Source organism: Halanaerobium saccharolyticum, assembly GCF_003053565.1.
Classification (GTDB): Bacteria; Bacillota; Halanaerobiia; order Halanaerobiales; family Halanaerobiaceae; genus Halanaerobium; species Halanaerobium saccharolyticum_B.
Window position 1 is genome coordinate 13,297 of sequence record NZ_QAXS01000016.1, and the last position, 18,034, is coordinate 31,330.

Below are 18,034 nucleotides of genomic sequence, written 5' to 3' on the forward strand. Positions count from 1 at the left end.
TAATTTAGCGGATAAAGGAGGCGGAAAAGTATGAAATTAAAAATTATTATTATATTAACCATAATTGTTTTTCTGTCCCAATTTCAGGCTTCAGCAGCTGGAGTTTATCTCGGCAGTTTTACCCCCAAACAAAGTGAAAGCTTTAATTTTTCGATTCCAGTTCAAAATCTGGAAGGAGAAATCATCAGCATCTACACAACTGATGATTATTTCAGATCCGATAATCAAAAGATTGGGTCTTCAAATTTAAAGCTGATCAGCAGAGAGAATTCTCTTCCTCTCTCAAGTAGAGATCTTAATATAGAAAAAGATAGATTGCTTTACAACCAAAATCTCAATTTAGAATTAAATTTAAAAGCAGAATATGAACCAGGTTTATACAAAAACAATCTTTATTTGCGGGATGATATTAAAATTATAGAAATAGAGATAATTTTTGAGATTAGACCCTGGATGGAAATCTTAAACGGAACAGCTCAAAATGCAAAAATAGAAAATGTTGAAAATAGAACAATGGGCCTTTTCAGCTCCGGGCAGCAGAAAATTTTAATTAGATCGAATACTGACTGGAAGCTTAAGGTAATGATTGCTGAGGAAAATAAAGATAATCTTTCAATCCGAGTTGCTGCAGATCCTGAGAGCAGATCTTTTGTAGATTACAAGAGTGAATTTGTTAACTTAAATGCAGTGGAAACAGTTATTGCTAATGGCTCAAACACAGCCAAATTAAGTTCGGGTCAGGTAGAAATTTTTTATCAGCTGAGAATAGAAGATTTTAGAAAAGTAATTGCTGGAGAAAAAGACTATCAGATAAGTTTTTCCCTTGAGCAATAAACCTGGTTACGTTATCAGCTCAGGCTGATACTTAATATAAAGTTTCAGTGTGGAAAAGGGTTTTAAAAAACTAAGGAGGAATTTATTATGAAGAAAATGTTGGTATTAGCTTTAGCGTTGGTATTTATGCTCTCAGGTGCTGTAATGGCGCAGTACAGTGGAACTTTTGATGATCATTTTGATGTTGATTTAAGTTCTGAGTTTACAGAGGGAGACTATATTGGTTATGAAGATTTAGACGGCAGTGGTCTGGTATATTTCAACGAAGTAGATTCTGATAATCCTGGCATATATACTAACTTAGAACAATTTAATCGCTCAGGTTATTATGATGTTAACGGTACAAATGATGACAACAGACAAAAAGTAGAAATTACTCTTCCTGTAGAAGCCTATATTCCTTGTTTCTTAGAAATGAGATTAACAGGTAACCAGGGTACAACTTCTGCAATCAGTTATGGTCCTGGTGCACAGGGTTCAACAAATGCCAGTGGCTATCTAATGGTCTTTGATAATGAATTAGGCGGCTATTTAGATGATGAATGGCAGTCTCTGGGTTATGGAAGCAATGTAGCTATTAATCCTGGTGACGATGTTTTTATCGGTTCCTGTGACATCTTTGCAGTAGAAGTTATCTCCAATGATAAATATGCTTATGAGGTTGAGTCTGATGTGTTAAATGGAGTTGCTGGAGCAAATGGTGAAACATTACCAATGTATATGAGAACAGATCTTGGTGGTGGCTGGTTAGCAAATGACTTTGTATTTAATGCTCCAAAAACTTTCCATCGCGAAAGAAATGCAGGAGTTAAATTAGAAGCACTTCATAACTTTAAAGTTCCTTTCGGCATGAATACTGTTCATGGTGAATATAACGGTCAGGTTATCTTTAGAGCTATGACAATTTAACTTGTGCTGATACTTTAATAAGTTAATACAATTTTTCCACTACAAGGCAGGGGCTGAAAATTCAGCCCCTGAATAAGTAGAAAGGAGTGATTTCTATGTTTAAAAAAAGTTTAATTTATAAAAGATTATTAACAATAAGTTTAATTGTTATTTTAATTATATTGATTTCAAATCATGTATTTGCTACTGTTAGGGTTGAACCATCAAGAATAATTTTAAATGCTATAGAAAGAGAACGCAGTACAGGAATTATTGAAGTTGTAAATAATGGTGAAGAAAAAATAGAGCTAACTACAGTTTTACATGATTGGAGTTTAGACGAGAAAAATTCTGTTGTAGTTTTCGAAGCTGGTGAAACAGAATATACTCTTGATGGATTGATTAAGTTTAATCCTAGAGAGTTTACTCTGGCTCCAGGACAGAAACAGATTGTTAGATTTACAGTCTCCAGTCCTGAAGGTGAAAGCCCAAGAGAAAGAAGGGGTATAGTCTTTGTAGAGCACGAAACAGAACTAATTGATGAGGCTACTGGTTCGAGAGTAAAAACTCAGATAGGTACTACAATTTATTATATTCCGGTGGGTGTTAAATATAATTTTAAGTTTACGGGTTTAAGAGTATTTAACAGTCCAGAACCAATGCCGCAGGGTATATCTTTGAGGATTAATAATGATGGTGATGGTCATATGAGATATTACACTTCTTATAAAATAGTTAATTCTAATAACGAATTAGTTATGGAAGATAAGTTAAGTCAGTTATTAATTCTTCCTAAAAATGAGAGATATTTTTCTTTCTATCTTAAAGATAGACTGGAACCAGGAGATTATAATTTTATGTTAGAATTTAGTTTTTATAATACAGATCGGGTAGCTGAATATCAGATTCCAATTAAAATAGAGTAGGTTGGTGAAAAATATGAAGAACTTAATAATAATTACTCTATTTGTTTTTTTGATTCTAAGTCCTGTTATTATTGAGGCCCAGGAACTAGCTGAAGACAATTTAGGTATTGAAACTAGTATTGTATTATTAACTTTATTCGATGTAAACAGAGAGCAGGCCTACGATCAGGATGATTTTTTTGAAATATTTTATTTTAGTGAGGAAGACTATATACTCTTACCGGCTAATTTGATTGCACCATACCTTGAAGTGGAGCTTAATTTTAACAGAGATTTATCTATGCTGACTATAGAAAAAGGACAGCGTGAAGTAAGAGTTGATCTAACAGCAAAGGCATATATAGAACACCTGGAATGGGATGATAGGCCTTCTGTGATTGCTGGCGGTGAGTTTTATCTGGCAAAAGAAGTTTTTGAATATCTAACAGATTATCAAATTAGCTGGAATAATTCTCTGCAGGAAGTTGTAGTGGAAGGAGAATTTTTTAAAGATATTGAAATAGAAGACGGTCTGGAAGAAGAGGAAGAAGAAAAAGAGAAATTAATCTATCAAGAAGAAAAAGAGATTTTGGGAGATAAGAAAAAATCTTTTCAGCTGAGTTCTGTCCATTATAGAATTCAATTAAATTTAGAAGAAAGAATTTTTGGTGGTCAAGATAAAGAGATTAATGGAGATTTAAATTTTTATGGTAGAACTGGAAACTGGGCTTATTATTTAAATAATGATCTAAAATACAGTATTGACAGCAGTGAAGTTGATTATGAACTTGATAGAATAAAATTTAAGTATCAGGAAAATAATATGCTAATTATAGCTGGAGATCATGATTTCCGGCTGGAAGAAACTATGGGAAATAATGAGATGCAGGGTTTATACTTTTCTCTGCCTGATAGGTTGAGTTATAAATTGATCCCCTATACAAGTGTAACTGTTGAAGTCAATAAAGGTGATCAGGTTTCTCTTTATTTGAATAATAGTTTATTTAAAAAAAGAGATATTAAAACTGATGGCAAGTACACTTTTGAAAATATTGAATTAAAAGCCAGGTATTTAAATAAAATAGAGGTCGTAAAGTTAACCTCTGAGGGTCAAGAAGAAAAGAGAGTACAATATATCACTGGCTCAAGTGATGTTTTAAACTCAAAGGTAAAAGAATATGAACTTTTTGCGGGGCGTTATCGTGATGACGATTATTCTGGAGATGGCTGGGAAGGATATTTTGGAGCTTTAAGATCTAACTATGCTTTTAATAAAAATCTTTCAGCTCATATAGAAACAGCTATTTATAATGAATCATTAAATCCGGATAGTGAGTTAACTAAAGAAGTTGTTTCTTCAATTAGTGGCTTTTCATTTAGAATAAATTCTCGAACAGTAATCAATCTCGACTGGTTAATAGCTGGTAAAAAAGATAGCTTAAAAAGCGGAGCTGAAGCCAGTATTTTATATGGTTTATTAAATGGTTATATTCAGGGGGTTTATCTATATATTCCTCCAGAAACCGCCAACTTTATGGAAAAAGATGAAGGAGAAAATAAGTCGCTTTCCTTTCGTCTTGATTTAGCTAATAATATTAGTATTAATCCAACAGTTGGTCAGAGGAAAACACTTGAAGATGAGATTGATGAAAGTGATTACTATACTTTTAAAGTTATCTATAATCCTGGTTGGAGAAACTACAATGCTCTATCCCTTTATTATGAGGACAACAGATCTGAATATTCTTTTACAGATCAAAATGATCAAGTATATATCTTTTTAGGAGATAAGATAAGGAAGGGTATTGGCCTGGAAAATAATATATATGGAAGAAGCTTTAGAGTTTCAAGTGATCTTGCCTATTATGATAATGACCTAAACATCAGTGATTTCTACCAGGAAAATTATCAGGATTATGAAGCAGAATTAGGAGTGTATAAGCGCTTTGGTGATTATCTCTTACTATCAGCAAATTATGATGGTGAAATGCAGCGAGATGATCAGGGGACAAGATATTATGACCGTGAATATGATGGAGAGATTAGGCTATCATTTGGCAGAAGAGCTTCTTTATCCTTAGGAACTAAAAGAAATGAAGAAGAATCAGAAGCTAGAATTGATGAAGAAAGTAATCTCCGCTTAAATTATTATTTTAATCGAGAATTTAGTCTAACTGCTGAACTAAAAGATTATCATTCAGAGTTTTTAAATGATTATCAATCAGTAAGTTTGTCGGGTAATTATTATCATCCAAACAATCCTGGCTATATTAGATTATTAGGTGAATATATTGTTCCAGATGAAGGAGAGCCAGGCACCTCCTTTAGTGCAGCCTATGATATTATTAGAGATGATGAAAGTGAGATAAAAATTGAAATTGGCAGAGAATACGCTGATTTTGTTAATAATGAGTATGAACAATATGCCACTTTTTCTTACTCACATGCTCTTTCATTTATCGGAGAAGAGACCAGAAAATCTAGATTCACTGACATTGAACCTCGCCCGATTGTAGCAGGCTATGCTTATCTTGACGAAAATTATAATGGAGTTATGGATCCAGGAGAGAGAAAATTAGAAGATATACCAATGAGGCTGGGTAATATGATGTCTGTTAGTGATGAGGATGGTTTCTTTATCTTTAAACCATATTTTAATGACATATATTTTCTCAACTTCGACTACCGCAACCTGATAGCTGATTATACACCGGTTACCGAAGAGATATTGGTAAGAGTTAAGGATAACCAGAATATAATGCAGAATTTTGGGGTTACAATTAATGGTACAATTAGCGGCAATGTATTTATTGATAAAAATGCCAATGGTATTAAAGATGAAAATGATGATTATCTGATGTGGGCAGGAATGGAAGTTGCCGGTCTTAATAAAAAAGATTATACAGATCAGATTGGAGAATATTATTTTCAGAATGTGCCATTAGGATTTCACGAGTTAACTCTCTTAAAAGAATCTCTACCAAAAGGAACCAGACCCCTGAACGGTTACACTCAGGAAATTTATATAACAGAGGATCAACTTGATCACCATAATATTGATATTCCAATAGTCTATGGAGATTAAGTTTCCCCAGGACAGAAATGTCCTGTTTAGCCCCGGTTTAAATGCCGGGGCTTGTTCTTGTCTATAAAAACAAACATTTAAAAACTAAATTTAAGTCTTTAAAAAAGATTAGGCGCTTAAGACTTTAATATATTAGTAAATTCACTAAAATACTGTAAAAATACAAATTTTGCTGGACAATTAAATTATTCTATTATATAATTCGACTATGAGTCATATTGACTGGTGGTCGAATTTTTGGATTTGAATAAAAAAATAAGTGTTTTAATATAATTATAGGAGGAGATTTTTTTGGGCGCATTAGATGGAGTAAAGGTTGTTGACTTAAGTCATGTTTTAGCAGCACCATTTGCAACAATGATATTAGCAGATTTAGGTGCAGAAGTTATTAAGGTGGAGCCACCTTATGGTGATGATTCCAGACAGTTCGGTCCTTTTGTTGAAGATGAACTTGGAAATCAAAAGAGTGGTTATTTTATTAGTATTAACCGAAACAAAAAGAGTGTTGTTTTAAATTTGAAAGAGGAAAAAGGAAAAGAAATATTAAGAAACTTAATTAGTGATGCAGATGTAGTTGTAGAAAATTATCGTCCAACTACAATGAAAAAACTTGGTTTTTCTTATCAGGAAATGAAAAAAATAAAAGAAGATATTATCTACTGTTCAATCTGTGGCTTTGGTCACGATGCTCTAGAAGAATATGCCAGCAAGCCTGCCTATGATATGGTGGCCCAGGCATACAGTGGTTTAATGAGCATTACTGGTCCTGAAGGTGGAGAGCCCTGCCGGGTTGGAAGTTCAATTGGTGACATTATGGCAGGACATCAGGCTGTAATTGGTATTTTGAGTGCCCTTCGCCACCGAGATAGAACAGGAAAGGGACAGCATGTTGACATGTCAATGGTAGATGGCCTGGTATCTGTTTTAGAAAATGCTATTGCCAGATATACAATGGCCGGAGAAATTCCAGGACCTTTAGGTGGAGCTCATCCGACAATTGTACCCTTCCAGTCATTTAAAACTAAAGATAATTATATTGTAACACCAATCGGTAATGATAATTTATGGCAGAAATTCTGTGAGGCGCTCGAGATGCCTGAGCTTGCTGATGATGAGAGGTTTAAAACAAATCCTTTAAGGGCAGAATATAAAAGTGAATTAATTCCGATTCTTGCTAAAAGATTAAAGGAGAAAACTACTGCAGAATGGGAATCAATTTTTGAAGAATATGATCTTCCTTACTCACCTGTAAATACCGTTGATAAGGTAGTTGAAGATGATAATTTAAAATACAGAAAAATGATAGTAGATTTAGAACAGCCAGGTATTGGTAAAGTAAAAGTTGCCGGTTCACCATTTCATCTTTCAGAAACACCAGGTGAAATAAAAAGTCATGCACCTGCTAAAGGAGAGCATACTGATTCAATTCTGAAAGAAGATCTCGGTTTTAGTGATCAGGAGATTAAAGAGATGCGGGAACAAGGAATTATTGCTTAAACATTTTAGACAGAAAAAACTATTAAATAGATAAAGGAGTGGAATGATGGAGATTATCGGCATGGGTTTTGTGGCCTTTTTTATGCTGCTTGGCTCATTTTTAGGTAGAATTTTAGGCCAGTTTATTGGAACTGGTGGCGATGTTGGTGGTGTTGGTCTGGCAATGTTGTTTATGGTTCTGGCAGTTAATTACTTAGAAAACAAAAGAGGTAGAGTATTTAAAGAAAGAACAGAAAACGGGATTAAATTCTTGAGTGCCTTATATATTCCAATAATTGTTGCTATGGCAGCCAGATTAAATGTAGTTGGAGCAATTAATGGTGGTCTGGTCGCTATATTAGCTGGTGGACTGGCTACAGTTGGAGCAATGTTTTTAGTTCCTTTATTATCAAAATTAAAAAAATAAGATATTTAATAAAAATAGAAATGGAAGTGATTTGAATTGTTGACAGATGCAATTAATTCTTTTGCTGGAGCTGATCATTTAATTATTTCGATAGCTCTGGTAGCTTTGATTATGTATGTAACTAAGAAAATTTCGGTTATGCTGGGCGAAGAAAGAATAGCCTCAGCTCTGGCTATTATAACAGGACTGGTTTTAGCTTATATTGGTGGAAAGGCTACAGGAGGCAGCAGCGGCCTGGCAGATGTATCAATATTTGGTGGAGCCGGGATTGGTCTTTTAGGTGGCAGTATGCTGAGAGATTATACTATTATTTCTACTGCCTATGGAGTTAAGATTAAAAACCTTAAAAAGGCGGGACCGGTTGGAGTAATTTCCCTACTGGTTGGAGTTGTATTTTCCTTTGCTGTTGGTAGTACTATTGCCATTGTTTTAGGTTATACAGATCCAGCTGAAGTTACAACTATCGGTGCAGGAGCAGTAACCTTTATTGTTGGCCCGGTAACGGGAACCGCCCTTGGGGTAAGTTCGGAGATTATTGCTATTTCTGTTGCAGCCGGGTTGGTTAAATCAATAATGACAATGGTAATAACACCATTCATTGCTAATCTTGTTGGGCTGGATAATCCAACTTCAGCAATGGTCTATGGTGGATTGATTGGTACAACAAGTGGAGTTGCCGGTGGACTGGCAGCAACTGCCCCCGAATTAGTTCCTTATGGAGCTATGACTGCAACTTTTTACACTGGTCTGGGAACTTTAATTGTTCCTTCAATTGGTTTTGTAATTATAAGAGCAATTTTGTTATAACATATTATTTATAAAATTTTATCTAATTTTACTCCCCTCCCCCGGGGAGTTTTTCTTTTTTAAAATAATTTATTTCGAAATTGTTTTAGTTAATGATTTTAGAGTAAAACAGATTATTTAAGCATTAAATTGAACATTGTTTTATTAGAAAGAGATAATCGCATCTGAAGTTCAATTATGGCTAAAAATATCATAATTACTACTTGCATTATTTTTCAGAATATTTTATAATCATAAATGTAAACGTTAACGGAAACGTTAACGAAACTTAATGATTGAATTAAAACTTAAATTTTTATCTTAATTTATTAAATTAAGACACCAATTCAATCTCTAAATCAGGTGATAATTAATGAAGGTAACAATTAAAGATATAGCCAGAGAAGCAGATGTATCTGTTACCACAGTCTCCAGGGTTTTAAATAATAAACCTGATGTCGGTGATGATACAAGAGCTAAAATATTAAAAATAATAGATGAGATGAATTATAATCCCAACAGTGTGGCCAGAGGTCTGGTAATGCAGAAAACCCACACCATTGGACTGATTATTCCTGATATCAGCAACCCATTTTTTCCTCAGGTGGCAAGAGCAGTTGAAGATAAAGCACAAAAACTTGGTTATTCGGTTATCTTTTTCAATACAGACAACCATTTAGAGCGGGAAAAAAAGGCAGTTGAATTATTTAAAAGCAAACAGGTTGATGGCTTAATTGTTTCTCTGTCGCTGGGAAACGAAAAAATACTCAAAGAATTAAAGTCAACTAATTACCCTGTGGTTCAGATTGATAGATCTGTACTCAGTGATTCTTACCCTCTGGTCAGTATCGACAACAAAAATTCTGCCTACCAGATGGTCGAATACATGCTCAAAAAAGGCCACCGAAAAATTGCTCATATCAGTGGTGATTTAAATACTACTACTGCTCGCGAGCGTTTGGAAGGATACAAGAAAGCACTAAAAAATTATGAAGTAGAAATTAACAATGATTATATTATTGAAGGAGATTACACCCAGCATTCTGGATTTGAGGCAATGCAAAAGCTACTTAAGCTTAAGGATAGACCATCAGCAGTTTTTGCGGCCAATGACTTAAGTGCTGCTGGAGTATATAAGGCCTTATTTGCAGCTGGTTTAAAAATTCCTGATGATATAGCGGTTGCCGGCCATGATGATATTGACATCGCCTCACTGTTAAGGCCGGAGCTAACCACAATGAGGCAGCCCAAATACAGTATGGGGGAGAGAGCAGTGACAGTGCTTTTAAGGATGATCAACAACCAGCAAATAGAGATCGAAGATCAAATTTTAAAAACAAATTTAATTATTAGAGAATCAGTCTAAATATAATTACTATTTGAACTTAGCACAAATAAGAAAGCAGGTGAATTAATTGGCCAAAATACTTGTTATTGGAAGTATGAATATGGATTTAGTAGTAGAAACAGAGCGCTATCCTGAAGAAGGAGAAACTTTAATTGGCGGCAAGTTTGAACAGATCCCTGGTGGTAAAGGGGCCAATCAGGCTCTGGCAGCAGCCAAACTGGGCGATCAGGTCGAATTTATTGGTGCCTGTGGTGATGACAGTTTTGCCCCGAAGTTAAAATCAAGTTTAAAAGCTGGCGGAGCAGAAATTGATAATATTTTTGAGATTAAAGATGTCAGCACAGGTGTTGCAGTAATTACAGTCGATAAAAAGGGAAATAACAGAATTATTGTTTCTCCGGGAGCTAACTATGAACTTGACCCTGAGAAAATTGAAAAGATAAAAGATAAAATAGCTGAAGCTGAAATTATTCTTTTACAGCTTGAGATCCCGGTTGATACTATTGAAAAAATTGTAGAAATTGCTTCAAAAAATAAGACTAAAATTATTCTGGATCCAGCTCCTGCTCAAAAGTTACCGGCAGATATTTTAACTAGAGTAGATTATCTGCTTCCTAATGAAGGGGAGTTAGACTTACTGCTGGCTGAAGCTGAGAATAAGAGCAGATTAGAAAAAATTGAAGCATTACTTAAGATGGGTGTTAAAAATATTATAGTCACTGAAGGTGAAAAAGGCATCAATTATTACAGCCAAAATAAGGAGCTTCACCTGGAAACATTAAAAGTAAAAGCAGTTGATACTACAGCTGCCGGGGATGTTTTTGCTGGAGCTTTTGCAGCCAGTCTGATTGCAGAAAACAATCTAAAAAAGGCTTTGGAATTTGCTGTCCAGGCTGCAGCTTATTCGGTAACCAAAAGAGGAGCTCAGAGCTCTATTCCAGATAAAAAAGAGTTAAATGAATTCCTTGCAGAAAGGAGTAAATAAGAAATGAAGAAAAATGGAATAATTAATAGTCAGCTTTCCAGGGTAGTTGCTGAGATGGGACACAAAGACAGCCTAACTGTTGCAGACTGTGGTCTGCCACTCCCTCAGGAAGTTGAAAGAGTTGATTTATCGCTGACCAAAGGCTATCCAAAATTTTTAGAAATATTAAAGGCAATGCTCAAAGATTTAGTTGTAGAAAAAGCAATTCTGGCTCAAGAAATTAAGGAAAAAAGTCCGGAATTAGAAAGAGAAATAATTGAATTGCTGCCTGATATAGAAATTGAGTATATTTCACACGCTGAATTTAAGCAGGAAACACATAACTCCAGAGCAATAGTCCGCAGTGGAGAAACTATTCCCTATGCCAATATTATTTTAATCTCAGGAGTTGATTTTTAAATGGCAAATCAAAAAGTTCTGGAAATGAAAAATATCACTAAGACTTTTCCCGGAGTTAAAGCTTTGGACCGTGTTAATTTTTCTCTGGAAAAAGGAGAGGTTCATGCCCTTTTGGGAGAAAATGGAGCCGGGAAATCAACTCTGATGAAAGTTTTAAATGGAATTCACGAGCGTGATGAAGGTGAGATCTTTGTAAAGGGTGAGCCGGTAAAATTTCAAAATACCAAAGAGGCTCAGAATGCCGGCCTGGCGATTATTCACCAGGAACTGGAGTTGATTCCTTATCTAAATGTAGCAGAAAATATATTTTTAGGCAGGGAAGAGCGAAATGGAGTTTTTATTAATTACAAAAAGCTCTATCAGAAAACCGAAGAGGTTTTAGATCTGCTGGGAGTTGATATTGATCCGAAAGCAAAGATTAAGGATTTAAACATCGGCAGTCAGCAGATGGTTGAGATTGCTAAGGCGGTTTCTCAGAACGCTGATATACTGGTAATGGATGAGCCGACATCTTCTCTGACTAACCAGGAAATAGAAATTCTATTTGAGTTGATAGAAAGACTTAAAGAGCAGGAAATTGCAATTGTCTATATTTCTCACCGGTTGGAGGAAGTTTTTGAAATCTGTGATCGGGTTACTGTTTTAAGAGACGGTCAGTTTGTTGGAGAGGTTAAAACTTCTGAAACTGATGAAGATGAATTAATTAAAATGATGGTCGGCCGAACAATTGAAGATCGTTTTCCAAAAATGAAATTTAACCCTGGTGAAGAAATTTTAAGGATTGAGAATCTTTCGGTCCCTGAAGAAATAGAAAATGCTTCTTTTTCTCTAAAAAAAGGTGAAATTCTTGGAATTGCTGGTCTGATGGGTTCAGGCAGAACCGAACTTGCCAAAGCAATTTTTGGAGTTTTTAAAGAAAAAACAGGTCAAATTTTTTACAGAGGTGACCAATTAAAAATCAATTCTCCGGCTGATGCAATAGATAATGGAATTTATTATCTCAGTGAAGACCGGAAAGAAGAAGGTCTGATCCTCGGCCTGTCAGTTGCTGATAATATAAGCATTTCTGTATTAAAAACAATTTTAAATGCTAATACCTTTATAGATGCAGCTGCCGAAAAAGATCTTGCAGAAAAATATATAAAGGACTTAAATATCAAAACTCCTTCCGAAAAACAGCTGGTTAAAAATTTAAGTGGAGGAAATCAGCAAAAAGTTGTAATTTCTAAACTACTTTCTACTAAACCAGAAGTAGTAATCTTTGATGAACCAACCCGGGGAATTGACGTTGGTGCTAAAAGAGAAATCTACAACCTAATGCAGGATTTAATAGATGAAGGAGTAGCAGTAATTCTGATTTCTTCGGAATTACCTGAAGTCTTAAATTTAAGCAATAGAATTTTAGTTATGCATGAAAAAGAAATTATGGGAGAGCTGGATGCCGCTGAAGCTGATCAGGAAGCAATTATGAAGCTGGCAACCGGAAGGAGGAGTCAGTAAAGTGAATAATTTAAGCAGTATTAAAGATAAAAGTTTTTTAGAAATTTTGAATAGATTTAAAACAGGGATTGGACTTTTAGCCCTTGTAATTGTATTATCGTTTATGAGCCCCTATTTTTTAACTGTTCCCAACCTTTTAAATGTAGTTAGACAGGTGTCAATTATAGCAATTATTTCTTTTGGAATGACCATGGTAATTTTAACAGGGGGTATTGACCTTTCAGTTGGTTCAATGCTTGCTTTTGCGGGAGCAATTTCGGCCGGGATGATTGTTAATACAGGTTTGAATGTCTATCTAGCAATCTTAATTGGTCTGGCAGCTGGTACTGCCCTTGGACTTTTTAATGGTCTGGCAGTTGCAAAGGCAAAACTGCCCGCCTTTATCGTTACCCTGGCAATGATGACCGTGGCCCGAGGATTTACTTTAATTTACACCAATGGGCGGCCAATTTCTGGTTTTGATGAAACATTTAGATTTTTTGGTGCTGGTTATATAGGAGCTATTCCGGTTCCAGTTATTATCATGTTTTTACTTTTGATAGTTATTTACATTCTGCTTAAGAAGACACCACTTGGACGCTATATTTATGCAATTGGCGGCAATGAGAAAGCTACTAAGCTTTCCGGTATTAATACTGATAAAATTAAAATAGCTGTTTATGCTTTAAATGGTTTCTTAGCTGCTGTGAGTGGAATTATTTTAACTTCCCGCCTGAATTCAGCCCAGCCAATGGCCGGTGAGGGTTATGAGTTAGATGCAATTGCAGCTGTAGTTTTAGGTGGAACCAGTCTTTCAGGTGGTAGTGGTACAGTAATTGGAACAATTGTCGGTGCTTTGATTATTGCAGTTTTAAATAATGGTTTAAATCTCTTAAATGTATCTTCATTCTATCAGTTAGTTGCTAAAGGTGGCGTTATTCTGCTTGCTGTCTTCTTAGATCGTAAGAGTCAGCAGCAGTAATAATATAGATAAAGAAAAATAATTAATTCAATAGGAGGTGAGTTTTCACCAGCTTCTTTTGGACAGTATTCATTATTAGAATTAAATTCAAGGAGGAATAAAAAAATGAGAAAACTTATTGTATTAGCTTTATCTTTAATGTTGGTAATTGGACTTTCTGCAGGTGTTGCAGCTCAGGATGTAAAGCTTGGACTGGCTGTTTCTACTTTAAATAACCCTTTCTTTGTTGACTTAAAAGATGGTGCTGAATCTATGGCCGAAGAAATGGGAGTAGAAATTTTAACAGTAGATGCTCAGGATGATGCTGCAAGTCAGTTAAGCAGTGTTGAAGACTTATTAATTAAACAAATTGACGTTTTAATTGTAAACCCTGTTGATGGAAATGCTGTTGTTTCCGCAATTACAGCAGCCAATGACGCCGGTGTACCTGTAATTACAGTTGACCGTGGTGCAGAAGGTGGAGATGTTGTAAGTCACATTGCTTCTGATAACGTTGCTGGTGGAGAAATGGCTGGAGACTTTATCGCTGAACAGTTAGGTGAAGAAGGTAAAGTTGTAGAACTACAGGGTATTCCTGGAACATCTGCTGCTAGAGATAGAGGTGAAGGCTTTAATAAAGCCATGGATAAATATTCTGGTATGGAAGTTATAGCCAGACAGCCCGCTGGTTTTGACCGAGCAGAAGGAATGACAGTTATGGAAAATATTCTGCAGGGTAACCCAGAAATCGACGCTGTATTTGCTCATAATGATAATATGGCTTTAGGTGCAATGGAAGCTATTGCAGCAGCCGGTCGTTCTGATGAGATTATGATTGTTGGTTTTGACGCTATTGATGATGCAAGAGATGCTGTAGCAGAAGGTAAAATGGCAGCAACTGTTGCTCAAAAACCAGATTTAATGGGAGAAATGGCTGTGGAAACTGCAATCAAGGTAGCAAATGGAGAAGAAGTTGACGAATATACTCCAGTACCTTTAGAGTTAATTACTGAGTAGTAAATTAATATAGTGAGAAATCAACTATATAGTCTGAATACCTGGATTTAATTCAATGGACATGTATTAAAAATGCACCAGGTAAATAAAAAGGCCCTGCTAGAATTTCAGCAGGGTCTTTTAAATATTTAAGTTACTTATTATTTAATTTTATGCAGATTTTTAAATGATTTAACAATATTGCGCATTAAAACCTGATTGGTGACAGTTCCCACTCCACCTGGTACAGGAGTTATTGCTTTTACCTTTTCAGCGGCTGAATCATAATCAACATCACCAAGTAGTTTACCTTCGATAAAATTGGTGCCGACATCGATAACTATAGAGTCTTTATTTAACATTTCACCTTTAATCATCTCTGCTCTACCAACTGCAGCTACTACAATGTCAGCATTTTTTAGCTCCCATTCTAAATCTCTAGTGCGGGAATGACACATTGTTACAGTAGCGTGTTTTTGCTGTAATAAAATTGAGACCGGTTTACCGACAATATTGCTTCTGCCGACAACTACAGCCCGCTGACCTTTAATTGGAATATCATAGTAATCCAGGATCTCCATACAGGCTTCAGCTGTAGCAGGATTTAGAGTCTCTAAGCCTACAAAAAGTTTTCCCAGTGAAGCAGAAGTTATACCCTCTATATCTTTTTGAGGATTTATCATTTCCAGGCTGTCCTTTAATTCAGCAGGAAGAGGCTGCTGAACCATAATTGAAGTGATCTGATCATCTTCATTTGCTTCTTTAAGACGGGCTTTAAATTTTTCTGGTTGATCAATAAACTGCTGATATTCAAATTCAATCCCAATCGCTTCACAATTTTTTTCTATTCTACCTGCATAGGCCTTACTGGCAGCATCTTCACCATACTGCAGAACAATTAGGTGAGGAGCAGCTCCTGTTTGAGCTTTTAGTTCCTTTACTTCTTTAATAAGAGCAGCTTTAATTTCTGCTGCCAATTTTTTGCCGCTTAATTCTTTCATTATGTCACTTCCTTTGCTTGATTTATTTATAATCTATCCAGACGATTAAAAACTAAATTTAATTAGCAAGGTCTATAATTTCTTCTTTAAGGCGGGAACTTTCAGCTTTTAACTTTAAATATTCCTTTTCTATATTTGATTTATATTCTTGATTATCTAAACTTTTGAGATTGATTTTAACATTGGCAATTGCACTGCCAACTGCTGCATCTCCTATGTAGGCTGCTACTTCGAAATCACTGGCCAGCATTCTGTTTCCAATTTCACTAATTTCCAGGCTGAGTCTCATTAATCTGACTGCTTTTTTTGTCATATCCATTGAAAATTCAACTGCATCCTGACAGACAGATTTCACTTTATCCTGGTTTCCAGCCTTGTAGCTGTCCAGAATATCAGATAAAATTTTGCTGTCCTGATCAATCATTAAAAGCATCTCTTTTTTTAGTTCTTCACTTTCTGCTAGAATTTCCTTAGCTTCTGCCTCAACTTCCTTATATTTTTCCTTACCGATTGTTAGGTTGGCAATAAAGCTGACAACTGCCGCATTTAGCGCTCCACTTAAAGCAGCTGCACTACCGCCACCAGGAATTGAGTTGCTTGAACTTAAGTCATCTAAAAATTCTTCTATAGTTTTTTGACCATACATGCTAAAACCCCTCTCTTAGTTAAATAAGATTTTATAAATATTCTAAAAATTTAATCTGACTTAATTTTATTATATAAAATCAGCCGATATTTAACAAGTGTGTATTTGGACTGAAGGCTGTATTTTTTTTATTTTTTTGAACCAGGTACAAGTGATAAAAATCACTTGTACCTGGTTCAAATATGTAATATAATCCATAACAGAGGTGTTGTTATGGATATTTTAAGTCAGTTAAAAGAAAAAATTATTAGTGCCTGTTTATATTATTATATTGATTTTGTTTATAAAACAAGTAAAATTGAAAAAAGTGGGAAACTGGAATATTTAGAAACTGAGCATCCAGACAAATTTATTCTTTTTATCTGGCATGGTGACAGCTATTCTTATTATCCCTTTTTAAAAGGAAAGAAGTTAAACATTGTGACAACCCAAAATAAGCGGGGAGGAGTTATCAGCCGAATTAGTAAATATTTTGGCTATGATGTAATGAGGTTACCTGATCTGGCCGGTGATGGCAATTATATATTTCAGTTAAAAAATAAAATTAATAAAAAAAATAATGCCAATCTTGTGCTCTCAGTTGATGGACCATTAGGACCTGCTCAAGAAATTAAGGATTTTGCATTGATTATGGCACTTTTTTCAAAAAGAAAGATACTACCTCTAACTATAGATGTAAAGCACAGCATTAAGTTGAAAAATAGATGGGATAATTTAAAGATTCCGCTGCCTTTTAATAAGATAAATATAAGGGTCAATGATTCTTATCGAGTGGAAAAGCAGGATCGAAAAGAGGAGTTTAAAACTTTAAAAGCTGAAATAACAAAGGTTATGCTGTCTTAATGATTGGTAATTGGTACCGGGCACCTGGAGAAGATTTCCAGGTGCCCGGTACCAATTGTTTTTAATAATCAAATTCTCCCCAGTCAGGATCAATCAAACGGTTATTTTGATTTAGCTGATCCATTTTGTCTACAACTTCTGTCGGAAGCTCCCAGTCAAAAAGATCAAAATTACTTTCTAAATGTGCTCTGGAACTGGCCTTAGGGATCGCCACAACATCTTTCTCAATTAGCCATTTTAAAGCTAGTTTTGAAGCTGATTTTTCATATTTATCTGCCAGCTCTTTGATTACTTCATTTTCAAATATTTCTCCTCTGGCAAGAGGACTGTAGGCTGTTAATACAATTCCATTTTCCTGACAGAAATCAAGCAAGTCCTTTTGATACAGGGTAGGATGGAATTCTACCTGGTTTACTGCAACTAAGTCAGGTTCAATCTCTATTGCATCTTTAAGGTGATTTACTGTAAAGTTACTGACACCAATATTTTTAGCCAACCCTTCTTCTTTAACTTCTTTTAGAGCTTTTAAGCTTTCTTCTAAAGGAATATCTTTATTTGGCCAGTGAATTAATATCAGATCAAGATACTCAATCCCCAGTTCATCTAAAAATCTTTGGGTATCTGCCTTTATATCCTCATAATGTAAGTTTTCAGGTTTGATTTTAGAGGTAATAAATAGATCTTCTCTATTTACACCACTTTCTTTAATACCTTTAGCAACTGCCTGATGATTGTCATAACCATCAGCAGTGTCGATATGATTATAGCCGATATCGATAGCTTCTTTAACTGAATCTGTACATTCCTGTCCTCTCAACTGCCAGGTTCCCAGACCTAAAAGCGGCATCTGATCTCCAGAATTTAGTTTAACATATTTCATTTTATCAGCCTCCAATTTATTATCTTAATTTACGCTTTAAATTAATTATAAGCAAAATAATAATTATTATCAACTTTTACTAAGAAAAAAAGGAG

General features: G+C 35.0%; 17 protein-coding genes. 14 read left to right on the forward strand and 3 right to left on the reverse strand.

The window, feature by feature from the left end; all coding sequences use genetic code 11:
- Window positions 1-30 precede the first annotated feature (30 nt).
- The 13 genes from C8C76_RS07665 (at window position 31) to rbsB (ending at window position 14,590) form a co-directional block, all read left to right on the forward strand.
- Window positions 31-834: a hypothetical protein gene (locus tag C8C76_RS07665; protein WP_108140267.1), complete on the forward strand. Its 804-nt coding sequence runs from the start codon at window positions 31-33 to the stop codon at window positions 832-834.
- A gap of 87 nt (window positions 835-921) precedes the next feature.
- A complete protein-coding gene (locus C8C76_RS07670) occupies window positions 922-1,743 on the forward strand; it encodes a hypothetical protein (protein WP_108140269.1) in 822 nt (273 codons plus the stop codon).
- A gap of 95 nt (window positions 1,744-1,838) precedes the next feature.
- Window positions 1,839-2,648, forward strand: a complete 810-nt coding sequence (locus C8C76_RS07675) for a molecular chaperone (protein ID WP_108140373.1) — start codon at window positions 1,839-1,841, stop codon at window positions 2,646-2,648.
- Between the two features lie 13 nt (window positions 2,649-2,661).
- Complete coding sequence (locus C8C76_RS07680; protein WP_108140375.1) at window positions 2,662-5,712, forward strand: stalk domain-containing protein; 3,051 nt, start codon at window positions 2,662-2,664, stop codon at window positions 5,710-5,712.
- 291 nt (window positions 5,713-6,003) lie between these two features.
- Complete coding sequence (locus C8C76_RS07685; RefSeq protein WP_108140377.1) at window positions 6,004-7,209, forward strand: CaiB/BaiF CoA transferase family protein; 1,206 nt, start codon at window positions 6,004-6,006, stop codon at window positions 7,207-7,209.
- 46 nt (window positions 7,210-7,255) lie between these two features.
- A complete protein-coding gene (locus C8C76_RS07690) occupies window positions 7,256-7,615 on the forward strand; it encodes a malonate transporter subunit MadL (RefSeq protein WP_108140379.1) in 360 nt (119 codons plus the stop codon).
- Between the two features lie 36 nt (window positions 7,616-7,651).
- Window positions 7,652-8,422 carry a malonate transporter subunit MadM gene (gene madM / locus C8C76_RS07695; RefSeq protein ID WP_108140381.1) on the forward strand — a complete coding sequence of 257 codons (771 nt, stop codon included), beginning with the start codon at window positions 7,652-7,654 and terminating at the stop codon, window positions 8,420-8,422.
- A 352-nt stretch (window positions 8,423-8,774) separates the two neighbouring features.
- Window positions 8,775-9,767 carry a LacI family DNA-binding transcriptional regulator gene (locus C8C76_RS07700; protein ID WP_108140383.1) on the forward strand — a complete coding sequence of 331 codons (993 nt, stop codon included), beginning with the start codon at window positions 8,775-8,777 and terminating at the stop codon, window positions 9,765-9,767.
- 49 nt (window positions 9,768-9,816) lie between these two features.
- Entirely contained in the window at window positions 9,817-10,734 is a 918-nt protein-coding gene (rbsK, locus tag C8C76_RS07705; RefSeq protein ID WP_108140385.1) for a ribokinase, read from the forward strand.
- 3 nt (window positions 10,735-10,737) lie between these two features.
- Entirely contained in the window at window positions 10,738-11,133 is a 396-nt protein-coding gene (gene rbsD, locus C8C76_RS07710; protein ID WP_108140387.1) for a D-ribose pyranase, read from the forward strand.
- Window positions 11,134-12,633 (forward strand): sugar ABC transporter ATP-binding protein, encoded by a 1,500-nt coding sequence (locus C8C76_RS07715; protein WP_108140389.1) that lies wholly within the window; start codon window positions 11,134-11,136, stop codon window positions 12,631-12,633.
- A 1-nt stretch (window position 12,634) separates the two neighbouring features.
- Complete coding sequence (locus C8C76_RS07720; RefSeq protein WP_108140391.1) at window positions 12,635-13,594, forward strand: ABC transporter permease; 960 nt, start codon at window positions 12,635-12,637, stop codon at window positions 13,592-13,594.
- Window positions 13,595-13,699: 105 nt separating this feature from the next.
- The gene (gene rbsB / locus C8C76_RS07725; protein ID WP_108140393.1) at window positions 13,700-14,590 is read left to right on the forward strand and encodes a ribose ABC transporter substrate-binding protein RbsB; all 891 of its coding nucleotides are present in this window, start codon (window positions 13,700-13,702) and stop codon (window positions 14,588-14,590) included.
- Between the two features lie 140 nt (window positions 14,591-14,730).
- On the opposite strand, the gene C8C76_RS07730 is transcribed toward rbsB, so the two are convergent.
- Window positions 14,731-15,570, reverse strand: a complete 840-nt coding sequence (locus C8C76_RS07730; RefSeq protein WP_108140395.1) for a bifunctional 5,10-methylenetetrahydrofolate dehydrogenase/5,10-methenyltetrahydrofolate cyclohydrolase — start codon at window positions 15,568-15,570, stop codon at window positions 14,731-14,733.
- A gap of 58 nt (window positions 15,571-15,628) precedes the next feature.
- Window positions 15,629-16,216, reverse strand: coding sequence for a cyclodeaminase/cyclohydrolase family protein (locus C8C76_RS07735; protein WP_108140397.1), 588 nt, complete (start codon window positions 16,214-16,216; stop codon window positions 15,629-15,631).
- A gap of 213 nt (window positions 16,217-16,429) precedes the next feature.
- Here C8C76_RS07735 and C8C76_RS07740 point away from each other — a divergent pair, with 213 nt between their 5' ends.
- Window positions 16,430-17,059 (forward strand): hypothetical protein, encoded by a 630-nt coding sequence (locus C8C76_RS07740; RefSeq protein WP_108140399.1) that lies wholly within the window; start codon window positions 16,430-16,432, stop codon window positions 17,057-17,059.
- Window positions 17,060-17,120: 61 nt separating this feature from the next.
- On the opposite strand, the gene C8C76_RS07745 is transcribed toward C8C76_RS07740, so the two are convergent.
- Window positions 17,121-17,939: an aldo/keto reductase gene (locus tag C8C76_RS07745; RefSeq protein ID WP_108140401.1), complete on the reverse strand. Its 819-nt coding sequence runs from the start codon at window positions 17,937-17,939 to the stop codon at window positions 17,121-17,123.
- Between the last annotated feature and the right edge of the window lie 95 nt (window positions 17,940-18,034).

Excerpts from the sequence above, each read along its gene's own strand:
- C8C76_RS07730 (WP_108140395.1), bottom strand. The coding sequence starts at position 15,570 with ATGAAAGAATTAAGCGGCAAAAAATTGGCAGCAGAAATTAAAGCTGCT.
- C8C76_RS07745 (WP_108140401.1), bottom strand. The coding sequence starts at position 17,939 with ATGAAATATGTTAAACTAAATTCTGGAGATCAGATGCCGCTTTTAGGT.
- C8C76_RS07715 (WP_108140389.1), top strand. The coding sequence starts at position 11,134 with ATGGCAAATCAAAAAGTTCTGGAAATGAAAAATATCACTAAGACTTTT.
- C8C76_RS07690 (WP_108140379.1), top strand. The coding sequence starts at position 7,256 with ATGGAGATTATCGGCATGGGTTTTGTGGCCTTTTTTATGCTGCTTGGC.
- C8C76_RS07700 (WP_108140383.1), top strand. The coding sequence starts at position 8,775 with ATGAAGGTAACAATTAAAGATATAGCCAGAGAAGCAGATGTATCTGTT.
- C8C76_RS07680 (WP_108140375.1), top strand. The coding sequence starts at position 2,662 with ATGAAGAACTTAATAATAATTACTCTATTTGTTTTTTTGATTCTAAGT.
- C8C76_RS07675 (WP_108140373.1), top strand. The coding sequence starts at position 1,839 with ATGTTTAAAAAAAGTTTAATTTATAAAAGATTATTAACAATAAGTTTA.
- C8C76_RS07670 (WP_108140269.1), top strand. The coding sequence starts at position 922 with ATGAAGAAAATGTTGGTATTAGCTTTAGCGTTGGTATTTATGCTCTCA.
- rbsB (WP_108140393.1), top strand. The coding sequence starts at position 13,700 with ATGAGAAAACTTATTGTATTAGCTTTATCTTTAATGTTGGTAATTGGA.
- C8C76_RS07740 (WP_108140399.1), top strand. The coding sequence starts at position 16,430 with ATGGATATTTTAAGTCAGTTAAAAGAAAAAATTATTAGTGCCTGTTTA.
- rbsD (WP_108140387.1), top strand. The coding sequence starts at position 10,738 with ATGAAGAAAAATGGAATAATTAATAGTCAGCTTTCCAGGGTAGTTGCT.
- C8C76_RS07665 (WP_108140267.1), top strand. The coding sequence starts at position 31 with ATGAAATTAAAAATTATTATTATATTAACCATAATTGTTTTTCTGTCC.
- C8C76_RS07735 (WP_108140397.1), bottom strand. The coding sequence starts at position 16,216 with ATGTATGGTCAAAAAACTATAGAAGAATTTTTAGATGACTTAAGTTCA.